Source organism: Rhizobium aureum (assembly GCF_030182495.1).
In the GTDB taxonomy this organism is placed as follows: domain Bacteria; phylum Pseudomonadota; class Alphaproteobacteria; order Rhizobiales; family Rhizobiaceae; genus Rhizobium; species Rhizobium tropici_C.
On the sequence record NZ_JAQJCI010000012.1, the window covers coordinates 1 to 13,709 of the forward strand.

Here is a 13,709-nt window from a genome sequence, read left to right on the forward strand (position 1 = left end):
CGCCGCCACCGGAGAACCCTCCGCCTCCGCCCCCACCACTATCGCCGAAGGCGGAGGACGAGCTCGATACCGGTGCCGGGATCGTCGAGGCTATGGTCGATGCCATGGAAGAAGAGAAGTCGCCGATCGTTCCGCCGATATTGCCGGGGTTGAAGTTGCCGGAATACCAGATCGGCGCATAGGCCGCCGCCGCGGCACCCGCAGCCGTCGCGAGCCAGGCCTCGAAAGCACTGGACCAGGGCTTTTCGACGCCGAGTGCGACGGCATAGGGCAGCAGCTTTTCGAAGTGCTGCGGCGACATCTGCGGCGCGCCCTGCATGTTCATTCGGTCACGTTCGGCCAGCGTCAGATATTGCCTGAGACCGGCGATGCCATCCATCATCTTGCGTCCGAGCGGCGTCGGCGCGCCCATCAGAAAATAGAAGACGACATTGAGTGCGAAAATGCCGACGATGCCGGCGACCAGCGGCAGCAGGCCCGCTTCCCATAACGGCACGACGGCGGCGGCAAAGCCGCTGACGGCAGTCGATACCAAGACGAAGCCGAAGAAGGCAAAGACCAGGACGGAAATGATGCGCTGGGCAAGGCTGGCATTATGCCTGCGGAACCTGCGGCCGATCGAGCTGGCGAACAGCGTCACGAAGATCGACAGGAAGCCAGGCACGATGATGAGCGGCAGCGCATTCTCGTGCAGGCGGCCGAAGAGGACGATGGACGCCAGGATGAGGATCGAGAGCACTATGCCGGCAATGACGTAGAGCACGTTTGCCTTGTAATATTCGCCGCGATGGTCGCGCTCGATGGCGCCGCGGAATTTCGAGCCGAGCCGCTGCACCGCTTCGCCGTTTTCCCTGTCGATGACAAGCGGCGAGAATGGTCCGACAGCCTGCATGATCACCTTGTCGCCGCCGCCGAGATCTCTGCCTGCCTTGCCGGTTGGACGGATGACCACTTTTTTCTGCAGGTCGTCGAGGATCACATAGCCGCGCACGGCAAGATCGATCGCCGTTGCCGAGAATGCCGTCCAGCCGGAGCTGGCGAAGCCCTTGTTGTCGATGTAATTGACCAGCGCCGGCGAGATGCCTTCGGGCGGGTCCCAGCGCGGGACCATGACGCCGGGCGGAGGATCGCGGCCGACGGCGATCCAGCTGCGCATATAGTAGACAAACAGCAGGATCAGCCCGCCGATGGCAATGGTCGTATCGAGATGATCGCGAAGGAACCAGCCCCATTGCTGGCTGGCGCTCGGCGGCGCGATTACTCCCTTTCCCAGCTTGATGGCGATCGTCAGGCCTTCGGCCATGGCGAGCGGTCTGGTCGTGACGAAGGTGACTATATTGCCCTGCGTGCTGGCGCTCGCGTTCTTGCCGTTGGCGCCGAGCGGTCCGGTGAAGAAGGCTAGCTGCTGCGGCTCTACGCCATCGGGCAATGTCACGGTCGCCTTGGCATTGACGATCGGGAACAGCCAGCCATTGCCTGTCACGTTCCAATAAAGCTCATCATGATCGCTGAAATAGCGCATCTGACGATTGGTGTCGTAGGTGAGGCGGAATGTGTGGGGGCCTGGGTTGAGGCTTCTGTCGGCGTTACCGATATAGATGCGCTCGCCGCCCTTGATGCGCTCGCTGTGCCAATCCTCCGGCTGTCCATCGCGCTCGATGGAGACGACCTTGAAATCCACCTCGATTTCGCGGCCGTTGGCATCGGTCATAACAAGCGGGAAATCCCGGAAGATGCCGCGGCGGATATCACGCCCCTCTGCATTTACGGAGATCGTCTCGACCACCCGCATGGAGCCGTCATGATGCAAGGCGATTGCCTGATCGAAACTGGTGATGAGCTCGGCCGCCGTTACCGCCGTTGCACAAAGCAGCAGGCACAGAGCCAGGAAGAACCCGCAAAGCCGTGTCATCACTCCCCCAAAAGGATGGCCGCGACGCCGTTACCGGCGCCGCTTCACGTCAGGAACATGCCTGCGCTCAGCCTCCCTTGGGATGGCGGAGCGTCAGTCTTCGTAAGCGACTCCGAGAGACGCCAGCACGTTCCAGTAGGACGGGAAGGTCTTGGCGACGCAATCGGGGTCGAGAATGGTGATGCCGCCGATCTTCAGGCCGGCGAGCGCAAAGCTCATGGCGATGCGGTGATCGGCGAAGCTGTCGATCTCGGCCGGCAGCACTTTGCCGGCAAGGCTCGGATCGGATGCGACGATGAGATCGTCCCCCTCTTCCGTGCCGAGGTTCGGCACGATGCGCGACAGGCCGCTCGACAGCGCGCGGATGCGGTCGCATTCCTTGACGCGGAGATTTTCGATGCCGACGAAGCGCACCGGCGTTTCGTTGAAGGCAGCGAGAACGGCGAGCGTCGGAATGGCATCCTGCATCTGCGAGCCATCAATGACGGCCGGAAGATGCGGAAACTTCGAGATCAGGTCATAGGCCTTCGCATCCGGCTGCGAGAACTGTTCCGCCGGCGTACCGAGATCGATCTTGCCGCCGCTCAGCACTTCGGCCGCCCAGAGATAGGTTGCGGCAGAGGCATCGGGCTCGATCACGAAGTCGGCGGCATGATAGCCGGTGGGCTCGACGCGCCAGGCAACCGGGCTCACACGCTCCACCTTGGCGCCGAAAGCGCGCATGGCCGCGACCGTGAGATCGATATAGCCGAGCGCGCCGATATGTTCGCCGAGCAACTCGACATCGACGGCGCGGTCGCCGCCGGCGGCCATCATCAGGAGCGCCGAAACATACTGGCTGGACAGGCCGCCATCGATCTGCACGCGGCTTGCCTCGAAACGGCCGGTGCCGTTGACGGTCACGGGCGGGCAGCCGGTTTCAGCCGAGGCATCGACGCCCAGCGAGCGCAGTGCATCGACGAGCGGGCCGATCGGCCGCTTGCGCATATGCGCGTCGCCGTCGACGATGACCTTGCCGTCGACGAGCGCGGCCGCGGCCGTCAGGAAGCGCGTCGCCGTGCCGGCATTGCCGAGGAAAAGCGGGGCAGCCGGCGCTTTGAGCTTGCCGCTGCCGGTCACGATGAAGGTCGTGTCGTCGGGCTCATCGATGACAACGTCCATGGCGCGAAGTGCTTCGGCCATATAGCGGGTATCGTCGCTCTTCAGCGCGCCGGTCAGTCGGCTCGTGCCCTTGGCAAGGCCTGCCAGCAGCAGTGCGCGGTTGGTGATCGACTTCGATCCCGGCGGCATGGCGCGCCCGGTCAAGGGCTTGCCCGGCGGGATAATCGTGAGTTTGGCTCTACCCATCATCATTCTCTTTGGTCAGTCAGGAAGCCAGCCGATGGCCAGCGGTCGGCATCCTTTACCGCCTGATATGAAAAACCGATAGCGGAAATCTCAGAACTTTACCGTGGGAACGGCGCGGTCCGCCTCGTTGGTGATCTCGAAATAGGCCTTCTTGGTAAATCCGAAGGGGCCGGCGATGAGATTGTTCGGGAAGGTCTCGACCTTGACGTTCAGATCGCGCGCCGCACCGTTGTAATAACGGCGCGACATCTGGATTTCGCCCTCGACGCCTTCCAGCGAGCGCTGCAATTCGAGAAAGTTCGTGTTGGCCTTGAGGTCGGGATAGGCTTCGGCAAGCGCAATCACGCGGCCGAGTGCCTGCGACAACAAGCCCTCCACCTGGCCTCGGGCGGCGACATCTCCAGACGGCACGGCCTGCGCCTTGTTGCGCAGTTCGACAACCTCTTCCAAGGTCTGGCGTTCATGGCCGGCATAGCCTTTGACCGTCTCGACCAGATTAGGAATGAGGTCCGCGCGCCGCTTCAACTGCACGTCGATGCCCGACCAAGCCTCCTCAGCCACCTGACGTGCACGGACTAGCCCGTTATAGGCGAAGATGACGTAGAGCGCGACCAGCACTATGATCGCAAGAAGAACAAGCATCTGAAATCCCCCGTGGCGACTGCAACCCAAGGGACACTAGGCAGATTTCATGCCGATGTCACCCGGCTTTAACGGCGGCGCAGAGCCAAGATAGGCTGTGGCGATGCCCAATCCTTGGGAAGCTCGCCTCAGGCGGCCTGCTGGTTCCAATTGATGCCGCCGGCATCGGTCAGCAGGAAAGCTTCGCCGCAAGCCTTTGCCAGCGTGCGCACGCGCAGGATGTAGCTCTGGCGTTCCGTAACCGAGATAACGCCGCGGGCGTCGAGCAGGTTGAAGACGTGACTCGCCTTGATGCACTGGTCATATGCCGGGAAGACGCACTTGTGCAGGCGATGGTTTTCGCTGTCGCCCGGCGCGCCGGCTGCCAGCAATGCCTGGCATTCCTTCTCGGCATCGATGAAATGGCGGTGCAGCATCTCGGTATTGGCATATTCGAAATTATGCCGCGAATATTCCTGTTCGGCCTGCAGAAAGACATCGCCATAGGTGATCTTGTCTTCGCCTTCGAGGCCGTTGAAGTTCAGGTCATAGACGCTGTCGACGCCCTGGACATAGGTGGCAAGGCGCTCCAGTCCGTAGGTCAGCTCACCGGCGACCGGTGCGCATTCGATGCCGCAGACCTGCTGGAAATAGGTGAACTGCGAGACTTCCATGCCGTCGCACCAGCATTCCCAGCCGAGGCCCCATGCGCCGAGCGTCGGACTTTCCCAATCGTCCTCAACGAAGCGGATATCGTGCAGCAGCGGATCGAGGCCGATCGCCTTCAGCGAGCCGAGATAGAGCTCCTGCAGGTTCGGCGGATTGGGCTTCAGGATGACCTGATACTGATAATAGTGCTGCAGGCGGTTCGGGTTCTCGCCGTAGCGGCCATCGGACGGGCGGCGGGACGGCTGGACATAGGCAGCCCGCCACGGCTTCGGGCCGAGCGAACGCAGCGTGGTCGCCGGATGGAACGTGCCGGCGCCGACCTCCATGTCGTAAGGCTGCAGAACCGCGCAACCCTTGTCGGCCCAGTAATTGTGCAGCGTCAGGATCAGCGCCTGAAAGGAGCGCTTCGGATTCATATGATCGGGCACGTTGGCAGTCATGGGAACTGATTTCTTCCGCTAGCGAATGGTTTGGCGGACAGGTGCCACGACGTGGCGAACGGGTCAAGTTTTTACTCTACAGAATGCAGCGACATTACTCGCACTTAACCCGAGGAGCCGTCAAAATGGATTGACGATGGTCAACTGCTTCTCGACTATCAGACCGGCGTGCAGATCTTCCGAATAAAACCGCTCGCAGCCAGCCTCGATCGCTGCCGCCATCATAGTCGCATCATAGAAAGAAAGCTGATAGCGCTGAGCAAGGTGCAGCCCTGCCAACGTGATTTTCTCACTTACAGGAACGATGGTTGCCGACAAAGCGATGAGGGCATCAATTGCCTCGCGAATATCAGCCCACGACATATTGAGCTTCTTACGTCCGACATTGGCAAACTCATTCAATGCCTGTGCGCTGATAGCGAATGGCTTGGCCAGAAGCGCTTGTGCCTTTTCCGCCCTGCCCTCTTCGGTGAAAGCGTAGAGAAGAACATTCGTGTCGAGAAAATCCAAAACGAGACGCATCAGCGAGAATTGGCGTCTTCGCGATCAAACTTCCAATCCTCCGGAAGTTTGAGCTTGAACGATCTGATTTTTTCCAAGGCTTTCTGCCGCCTGTCGTCACGTTCGATCTCGAAGGCGTTTCCCGTGGCGACACGTACAACGATATCGTCGCCTTCCTTCAAATCGAGCGCATCGACAACCGCTGAAGGAATGCGGATGGCTAAACTATTCCCCCATTTTGCGACCTGCATGAAACACCCCAATGATATACATCAGAAAAGTATATCAAAATCTCACGAACGAAGCAATTCGGCTTACTCATCCTCGCGCTTCACATGATACTCGCCGGTTTTCGGGTCCTTGACCAAGGTTCCCATCGCGCCGGTACGGCGTTCCGTTTCAGCGCGGCGGGATTTTTCGGCGAGCCGCTGGGCATCGCGCACGAAACGCCGATAAAGCAGCCAGAGGCCGCCGACGGCGACGACAAAGAAGATGATCTGGGGCATTACCCAGCGCTCCCGATTACAATCCGTACCGGCCCCACAATGCCTTTTCCTCTGCCGCTTCTGCAAGTCCGGATGCAAGCCCCGCGCCAAGACCGTCCATGCTCCCAAGCGAAATGCCCGGAGCCTTGCGGCCGAAAAGGCTGCGCGGCGCGGTAATCAGCATCGGCTTGACCTTGTCGCCGAAGCGCTTCCTCAATTCCTGGCGCATGTCGCCGAGGCCGTCGATCAAGCCAAGCTCCAGCCCGCGACTGCCGGTCCAGAACAGGCCGGAGAACACCGTTTCGTCCGCCGAGAGCTTTCCTGTGCGGCGTTCAAGCACCATGTCGATGAAGACTTTATGGATTTCGAGCTGCAGGCTCTTCAGATATTCGATGTCCTTTTCCTTCTCCGGCTGGAAAGGATCGAGGATCACCTTGTTCGCGCCGGCGGTGTAGACGCGACGCTCGACGCCGATTTTCTTCAACAGATCCGGAAAACCAAAACCGCCGGAAACGACGCCGATCGAACCGACGATCGAGGTGGCGTCGGCGATGATCTCGTCGCCTGCGAGCGCAATCATATAGCCGCCGGACGCAGCCACATCCTCGACGAAGACCAGGACCCTCTTGTTTTTCTCGGCGGCAAGATCGCGAATGCGGTTGTAGATCATCCGCGATTGCACCGGAGAGCCACCTGGCGAGTTGACGATGATGGCGACTGCCGGCGCCGTCTTCATATCGAAGGCTTTTTCAAGTGCCTGCGACACACCCGCGAGATTCAGCGATTGCCGCAGCGGTCCGCCACCTGAAGAGATGACGCCGCTCAGGCGGACAACGGGGACGATCACCCCCTCCTTGCGGAAGCGCTTCGGAAGCATGCGTCTCAAGAACCCAACCATTCGTCATCCCTGAATCATGATGTTTGCTGCCCGTGATGTATGCATGGAAACGGCAAACGCAACATTGCGGATCGTATTTCGTGGCTCGATGCTCAAGCGAAGGATAGACTATCGCCGTGGATAGGCGGCGCGGCCATTGTTCAGATCGTCGACGAAATCGGAAAATTTATGCGTTCCCTCGCCGTGCATAATCAGCGGCGCTCGCAGTGCAAGCCTTGCCCTCGAACCCTTGATCGCCGTCACCAGGATACGCACGGCATTCTCGCCTTGGCGCGGATGGATCGGCGTGATCTCGATGCCGCCGAAGCGGCGCCCGCAGGCGGCGATGATCTCGCCGATGGATTCCGGCCGCGCGATGAGCGAGAGCTGGCCGCCGGGGATCATGATCGCGCCTGCCGTGCGGATCCATTTCTCGAACAGGCCATCCGTCATGGCATGTGCCTCAGCCTTCAAAGCATCGGGCGTGAGCCTGTCGCTGGCGTCGTTGAAGGGTGGGTTCATGATGACATGATGGAAGCTGTCGTCGATCAGGCCCGCCGCATTGCGATCCTTGCCGGTCAAGGTCACATCGGCTTCGATGACGGAGACGCGGCTGGCAAAACGGGCATTTTCCTGCAGCGCAAGGCTCTTGCGGGCGAACTCGGCCATGTCGGGAGAGCGCTCGAACAATACGACCTCCGCATGATCGAGCCGAGACGCGACGGCCATTCCGGCGGCCCCCGCCCCCGCGCCGAGATCGGCTACCCTGATCGTGCGGTCATCGGCCACGAGCGCGGCCAGCAGCATGGCATCCATGCCGGAGCGGTGCCCCCTGCCCTTCGGCTGGACGATATGAAAAGCGCCGCGATGAAAGGCGTCGATGGTTTCCACGGAGCTGCCGGTCATGGCGGACCTCAAGCCCGCGCCGGGCGCAGCTCGTCGCCGAGACCGGCATCGATCAGGATGCGCCGTGCCTGATCCGCGCGCTCTTCCTCCACCAGAAATCGGCGCGGCAGCATGCCGAGAGATCCCTCCAGGATGCTCATCGCCTGATCCGCCACCAGACAATGAATTCCGGCATCCTTCATCAGGCTCTCCGCAAAGGAGAGAACGACCGGGTCGTTGGTGCGGATCAGCTCGTGCATAAGCCCTAGAATTCCTGTCAAATTTACGCGACGAGACAATTCGCCTCTTGCCGCCTCTTTCGCCCCTTCTTATTGTGCTTTGCAGAAAATGAACAGGAGTCCGGATCGTTGGGCGTCGTGATACCGCTGGAAGAAAGCAAGAATAAACTGGCATCCATCAAGCCATTGGTGGATCTGACCAAGGCGGACATGGAACGCGTCAATCAGCTCATCCTGTCCAAGGCCGGCTCCGATGTGCAGATGATCCCCGAAGTTGCCGAGCATCTCATCTCCTCCGGCGGCAAGCGCCTGCGCCCGATGTTGACGATCGCGTCTGCCGCACTTTACGGCTATCAGGGCGATAATCACATCAAGCTCGCAACATCGGTCGAATTCCTGCATACGGCGACGCTGCTGCATGACGACGTGGTCGATGAAAGCGATCTGCGCCGCGGCAAATCCACCGCCCGCATGATCTGGGGCAACCAGGCGAGCGTTCTGGTCGGCGACTTCCTGCTCGGCCAGGCTTTCCGCATGATGGTGGAAGTCGGCTCGCTCGATGCTCTCGACGTCTTGTCCTCCGCTGCCTGCGTCATCGCCGAAGGCGAGGTGCTGCAGCTTTCCGTTTCCAAGAACATGGAAACGACGGAAGACGATTATCTCTCGGTCATCCGCGCCAAGACTGCAGCGCTCTTTGCCGCCGCAGCCGAAGTTGGCCCGATCGTTGCCAATGCCGGCAAGGCGGAGCGCAATGCGCTGAAATCCTACGGCACCAATCTCGGCCTCGCTTTCCAACTCGTCGACGACGCGCTTGATTACGGCGGCAAGGCTGCCGATCTCGGCAAGAATGTCGGCGACGATTTCCGCGAGGGCAAGATCACGCTGCCGGTGATTCTGGCCTATCGCCGCGGTACCGAGAAAGAACGCGCCTTCTGGCGTGATGCCATCGAAACCGGCGATAACAGCGACGAGAATCTCGAAAAGGCCCTCGGCCTGATCACGAAATACGGCGCGCTGGCCGACACGATTGCCCGTGCCGTGCACTACGGCACCATCGCGCGCGACGCTCTGGCGCCTCTGCCGGAAACGCCTTGGAAATCGGCACTTCTCGAAGTGATCGATTTCTGCATCGAACGCGTTAATTGATAGCGGCGACCCGAATTTCTTGCAGGGCCGCTTCAAAAAAGCCATCCTGTTGTGAATCAGTTGACACGAATGCGTTGTGCCGCCGGCGACTTCGCCGGCCATTCCCTTGATGAAAGGCTTTCTAATGCGGCAGAGACTTGCCATCCGTTTCCTTTCGGGCGTAGCCTTGGCGGCAATCCTTTCGGTGTCCGCCCTGACTGGCGCGCGCGCGGAGGATAAGCCGGCAGCAACAGCGCCGGAGGCCAGCGCTCCGGTTGCTTTCGATCCCGATAGCGTCGATACCTTCGCAGGCGCGTTTCTCGCTGCCCGCACGGCCGATGTCGATCACGACTACGACACAGCCATCACGCTTTATAAAAAGGCGCTGATGATCGACCCCAGCAATTCCGAAATCCGCCAGCGTCTGATGATCTCGCTGCTGCTCAACGGCAATCTGGAAGAAGGCGTCAAATACGCCAACGAGCTGAAAAGCGATCCCTCTGTCGAGCGCGTGACCACGATCGTGCGCGGCATGGATGCCATCCGTCGCCACGAATACCGCACCGCGCAGGAAATCCTCAAATATAACGGTCCGAACGATCTCGACCGGATGATGACCAACCTGCTTTCCGCCTGGGCCCGGGCCGGATCTGGCCGCGGCAAGGAAGCGATCTCGATGATCGACAAGATGAAGGGCCCGGACTGGTTCAACATCTTCAAGAACTATCATGCCGGAGCCATCGCGCTGACATTGGGTGACCTCAAATCGGCACGCTCGCATCTCAACGATGCGATCCTCGACAAGACGGGCGGTGCAACGGCTCCCGATACCTTCATGCGCGCGGTCATGGCGCTTGCACGGCTCGAAGCCAAGGCCGGCGACAAGCAGAAGGCGCTGGATGCGATCTCGGTCGGCGACAACCTCGTCAGCAACTACGCACCGCTGAATGCGCTGCGCGACAGCATCGCCAAGGGCGACACGCCGGACCAACAGGTCACCAATGCGAGCCAGGGCGCGGCCGCCGTGCTCTTCACCATCGGCGCCGCACTGAACCGCGACGGCGCCGAAGACGTGGTCTCGCTCTACCTGCAGATTGCCAATTCGCTCGATCCCAAGGCCGCCGATACGCTGGTTCTTCTCGGCGGACTTGCCGAAAAGCGGGAGCAGACCGATCGCGCCATCACCTTCTACAAGAAGGTGCCTGATGATTCGCCGATGGCCCGCATTTCCGAGCTGCAGCTCGGTCTTGCGCTTGCCCAGTCCGGCAAGGTCGACGATGCTCGCAAACACCTGAAAGCGTTGATCGATTCCGATCCCAACGATGTTCGCAGCTATCTTGCCTATGGCAGCGTCCTTTCCGACGCCAAGGATTTTCAGGCCATGGCCGAGAACTACGACAAGGCCGTACAGATCATCGGCCCGGTGCCGAAGCGTAGCGATTGGGCCGTGTTCTTCCAGCGCGGCATCGCTTATGAGCGGCTGAAGAAGTGGCCGGAAGCCGAGCCGAACTTCAAGAAGGCGCTCGAACTGAACCCGGATCAGCCACAGGTGCTGAACTATCTCGGCTATTCCTGGGTCGACATGAACATGAACCTCGACCAGGGCCTGGACATGATCAAGAAGGCCGTCGACCTGAAGCCGGATGACGGCTACATCGTCGACTCGCTCGGCTGGGCCTATTTCCGCCTGAACCGCTTCGACGAAGCGGTGAACGAGCTGGAACGGGCGGCACAGCTGAAGGCCGGCGATCCGACGATCAACGACCACCTGGGCGACGCCTATTGGCGTGTGAACCGCAAGCTCGAAGCCGTCTACCAGTGGAACCGCGCACTCGCCTCGAAGCCGGAAGAAGCCGATATTCCGAAGATCAAGGAAAAGGTCGAGAAGGGCCTGCCCGTGCTCGATAACGATCCGAAGACCGTCGACAAGAGCAAGCTACCCGATCCCGCGCCTGCGCCTTCGCCCGACACGAACGCTCCGGCGCCGGTCGACAAGAAGTCCTAAGACTTCCCATGAATACGGTCTTGGCAGCGGGCGATTTCGACCTCATGGAGGAAGCGCCCGCGAAGATCAATCTTGCGCTGCATGTGACCGGCCGCCGCGCCGACGGCTATCACCTGCTCGACATGCTCGTCAGTTTTGCCCGCCATGGTGATCGCGTCGCATTCCGCGCAAGCGCGCAGGATGAGTTCAGCCTTTCCGGGCGCTTCGGCCCACTACTGTCGGCAGATGCCGAGGCTGGCGACAATCTCGTGTTCAAGGCGCGCGATCTGCTGCGGCAGGCCGCACAGGCGGCGGGCTTCGATGCACCCGCCGTTCATATCCATCTTGAAAAGAACCTGCCGATCGCATCGGGCATCGGCGGCGGCTCGGCGGATGCGGCGGCGACATTGCGTGGACTGATGCGGTTATGGCAGCTCACGCTACCTGACGAGAAGGTCACGGCCATCGCCTTGAAGCTTGGCGCCGATGTGCCGATGTGCCTTGCCAGCCAACCGCTGGTGGCGCGCGGGATCGGCGAGGCGATAGGCTTGCTGCCGGCATTCCCCTCCTTTCCGATAGTTCTCGGCAATCCACTCGTCGGCGTCTCCACGCCGGATGTATTTCGCCATCTCACCCGCAAGGACAATCCGCCGCTGCTGTTTCCAACACAGATGCCGCGCGGCTCCAGCGAGTGGATCAAGGTGATCAGGAACCTGCGCAACGATCTCGAACCGCCGGCGCGCTCGATCTGCGGTGAGATTTCGGTGCTTTCCGGTCTGATCGAAAGCCAGCAGCCGATGGTGACCCGGATGTCCGGCTCCGGGGCCACCTGCTTCGGGATTTTCGAAAGTGCCGAACAGGCGAAGGCTGCTGCATCCTCGCTTCACAGGCAGAAGCCGGACTGGTATTTCCAGGTGACGGAAACGATTGCGGGAGAGGCATGATGGCAGGTTCAGTCAGCGAAAGATCCTTCATTCCCGTCGGCATCGCCGTGCTGACCGTTTCCGATACGCGAACGCTCGCAGACGACAAGTCCGGCGATACGCTTGTCGCGCGCATTGCCGAAGCAGGCCACAGGCTGGCGGCCCGCGCCATCGTTCCTGACGACAAGGAGCGCATCCGCATGCAGGTAGAAGCCTGGACGAAAGACGATGCGGTCGACGTGGTGATCACTACCGGCGGCACCGGCTTCACCGGCCGCGATGTCACGCCCGAAGCGCTGGAGCCGCTGTTCGAGAAACGTATGGACGGCTTCTCCGAGGTCTTCCATCGTATCTCCTACGACAAGATCGGCACGGCGACGATCCAGTCGCGGGCGACCGGCGGCGTCGCCAATGCCACCTTCATCTTCGTGCTGCCGGGATCGCCCGGCGCCTGCAAGGATGCCTGGGACGGCATTTTGAAGGCGCAGCTCGATTATCGCCATATGCCCTGCAATTTCGTGGAGATCATGCCGCGCCTCGATGAGCATCTGAAGCGCGGCGCCGTCTCCAAGTAGATCTGCTCATCGCGGACATTCCTATGCCTTCGGCCCTGGCAGGGCAGGAATTGATTCCCAATTATCGCCGCTGAGAATGATGCAGCTGCGCCCCGAGGCGTCGGTGATCAACAGCGTCCAGCTACCGCTCTCAGCGGCGTAGATCTCCACGATCGTATTGGGATCGAGCTTGCCGACCGCCGAAAGTTTTTCGGAAAGGTTGTCGCCAAGAAAGGCGACGATATCGAAGCGCTGGGCGCAAACCAGCATCGCCTGGGAACCTGCAACGCCGGGAAAAAGGATCGCACTTGACATGAGAGCCATGGACAAGAGGCGGTAAAGCATCGTGCGTTTCATGACGCACCTCCCTTCGCCGGTATCCCGGCGGACAAGGAGTGTGCCGCTGACCTGCTCCGCCGCATATCGGCATCTTCATGGTCGGCCGCCCGACGCGACACGCGTAAGGTGCCGCCACAGGAAAATTATCGCAGGTATTTGCAGCTTTTCAAATGAAATCTGGCTCGAAACCCACGTGCTATCGTGCCGCCCGCGCCACCCACGAGGGTATGAGCTCGCTTGAAAGGCTGCGGCCTTTGCGGCCTTTAGCGAATTCGGCCAGCCGCATGCCGGTTCTGGCAGCCGCGATGGCCTGAGCCTTCGACAAAAGCAATCCCAGTTCCAAAGGCTGCGTGCCCTTGCGAATGCGCTGAAGGAGGGGCCGGCGATAACCGCGCGACGCAGTGAAGCGTGCCGGGGCTTTGTTCAGGGAGACATATTCCGCGATCTCGTCGATCCAGCCCGCCTGCGGCCGGGCACCCGGCTCGACCAGCAGCAGCCAGTCACCGCGCGCCGAACGCAATATGTCCTTGATATCCCACTGCGAATAAAAACGGCATCCGGCGGCATCCGCCACTCGCGAAGTGCCGTCCCTGGAGCCGTGATCGAGCACGACGACATCGCAGACCAGCCCTTCGACCGCGCCTGCCACCAATGTCGCCAATGTCTGCGCCAGCTCGGGTTCGTGATCCTGGCATTCCATGATGACCGTCAACATTGCCCATTTATAAAGCGGCGCATAATTTATTGCCAGCACCTAACCCCCGGGCCGGAACGTTTAAGAAAACCCTGATGCACCACCTCGAAACCA

The 13,709-nt window shown here is 60.8% G+C and carries 16 protein-coding genes; 4 read left to right on the plus strand and 12 right to left on the minus strand.

Annotated elements, in window-relative coordinates; translation table 11 throughout:
• The 10 genes from PH552_RS23190 to PH552_RS23235 form a co-directional block, all read right to left on the minus strand.
• Positions 1 to 1,912: DUF2207 domain-containing protein (locus PH552_RS23190; RefSeq protein ID WP_285166312.1), on the minus strand; the 1,912-nt coding region annotated here is incomplete at its 3' end.
• Between the two features lie 93 nt (positions 1,913 to 2,005).
• Positions 2,006 to 3,262 carry a 3-phosphoshikimate 1-carboxyvinyltransferase gene (locus PH552_RS23195; protein ID WP_183763254.1) on the minus strand — a complete coding sequence of 419 codons (1,257 nt, stop codon included), beginning with the start codon at positions 3,260 to 3,262 and terminating at the stop codon, positions 2,006 to 2,008.
• Between the two features lie 87 nt (positions 3,263 to 3,349).
• On the minus strand, positions 3,350 to 3,901 hold the full coding sequence (locus PH552_RS23200; protein ID WP_183763251.1) for a LemA family protein: 552 nt from the start codon (positions 3,899 to 3,901) through the stop codon (positions 3,350 to 3,352).
• 128 nt (positions 3,902 to 4,029) lie between these two features.
• Positions 4,030 to 4,989 carry a glycine--tRNA ligase subunit alpha gene (locus tag PH552_RS23205; RefSeq protein ID WP_112335445.1) on the minus strand — a complete coding sequence of 320 codons (960 nt, stop codon included), beginning with the start codon at positions 4,987 to 4,989 and terminating at the stop codon, positions 4,030 to 4,032.
• Between the two features lie 120 nt (positions 4,990 to 5,109).
• Complete coding sequence (locus tag PH552_RS23210) at positions 5,110 to 5,499, minus strand: PIN domain-containing protein (protein ID WP_183763249.1); 390 nt, start codon at positions 5,497 to 5,499, stop codon at positions 5,110 to 5,112.
• 11 nt (positions 5,500 to 5,510) lie between these two features.
• Positions 5,511 to 5,741 carry an AbrB/MazE/SpoVT family DNA-binding domain-containing protein gene (locus PH552_RS23215; RefSeq protein ID WP_112341129.1) on the minus strand — a complete coding sequence of 77 codons (231 nt, stop codon included), beginning with the start codon at positions 5,739 to 5,741 and terminating at the stop codon, positions 5,511 to 5,513.
• Between the two features lie 63 nt (positions 5,742 to 5,804).
• The gene (locus tag PH552_RS23220) at positions 5,805 to 5,996 is read right to left on the minus strand and encodes an NfeD family protein (RefSeq protein ID WP_095434098.1); all 192 of its coding nucleotides are present in this window, start codon (positions 5,994 to 5,996) and stop codon (positions 5,805 to 5,807) included.
• A gap of 16 nt (positions 5,997 to 6,012) precedes the next feature.
• Positions 6,013 to 6,873 carry a S49 family peptidase gene (locus tag PH552_RS23225; protein ID WP_112341128.1) on the minus strand — a complete coding sequence of 287 codons (861 nt, stop codon included), beginning with the start codon at positions 6,871 to 6,873 and terminating at the stop codon, positions 6,013 to 6,015.
• A 108-nt stretch (positions 6,874 to 6,981) separates the two neighbouring features.
• On the minus strand, positions 6,982 to 7,758 hold the full coding sequence (locus PH552_RS23230) for a tRNA1(Val) (adenine(37)-N6)-methyltransferase (RefSeq protein ID WP_183763246.1): 777 nt from the start codon (positions 7,756 to 7,758) through the stop codon (positions 6,982 to 6,984).
• 8 nt (positions 7,759 to 7,766) lie between these two features.
• Entirely contained in the window at positions 7,767 to 7,997 is a 231-nt protein-coding gene (locus tag PH552_RS23235; RefSeq protein WP_112341126.1) for a putative signal transducing protein, read from the minus strand.
• A 108-nt stretch (positions 7,998 to 8,105) separates the two neighbouring features.
• On the opposite strand from PH552_RS23235, the gene PH552_RS23240 reads away from it, so the two are divergent.
• The 4 genes from PH552_RS23240 to moaB all read left to right on the plus strand — a co-directional run bounded on the left by PH552_RS23240 (position 8,106) and on the right by moaB (position 12,583).
• Positions 8,106 to 9,122 carry a polyprenyl synthetase family protein gene (locus PH552_RS23240; RefSeq protein WP_112341125.1) on the plus strand — a complete coding sequence of 339 codons (1,017 nt, stop codon included), beginning with the start codon at positions 8,106 to 8,108 and terminating at the stop codon, positions 9,120 to 9,122.
• Between the two features lie 124 nt (positions 9,123 to 9,246).
• Complete coding sequence (locus PH552_RS23245; RefSeq protein WP_285166313.1) at positions 9,247 to 11,106, plus strand: tetratricopeptide repeat protein; 1,860 nt, start codon at positions 9,247 to 9,249, stop codon at positions 11,104 to 11,106.
• An 8-nt stretch (positions 11,107 to 11,114) separates the two neighbouring features.
• Entirely contained in the window at positions 11,115 to 12,029 is a 915-nt protein-coding gene (locus tag PH552_RS23250; protein WP_112341123.1) for a 4-(cytidine 5'-diphospho)-2-C-methyl-D-erythritol kinase, read from the plus strand.
• Positions 12,029 to 12,583, plus strand: a complete 555-nt coding sequence (gene moaB / locus PH552_RS23255; protein ID WP_112341122.1) for a molybdenum cofactor biosynthesis protein B — start codon at positions 12,029 to 12,031, stop codon at positions 12,581 to 12,583. The genes PH552_RS23250 and moaB overlap by 1 nt, the downstream gene beginning before the upstream one ends.
• A 21-nt stretch (positions 12,584 to 12,604) precedes the next feature.
• On the opposite strand, the gene PH552_RS23260 is transcribed toward moaB, so the two are convergent.
• Both PH552_RS23260 and PH552_RS23265 read right to left on the minus strand, forming a co-directional pair.
• A complete protein-coding gene (locus PH552_RS23260; protein WP_112341121.1) occupies positions 12,605 to 12,919 on the minus strand; it encodes a hypothetical protein in 315 nt (104 codons plus the stop codon).
• A 178-nt stretch (positions 12,920 to 13,097) separates the two neighbouring features.
• Entirely contained in the window at positions 13,098 to 13,616 is a 519-nt protein-coding gene (locus PH552_RS23265) for a glycosyltransferase family 2 protein (RefSeq protein WP_112341120.1), read from the minus strand.
• Between the last annotated feature and the right edge of the window lie 93 nt (positions 13,617 to 13,709).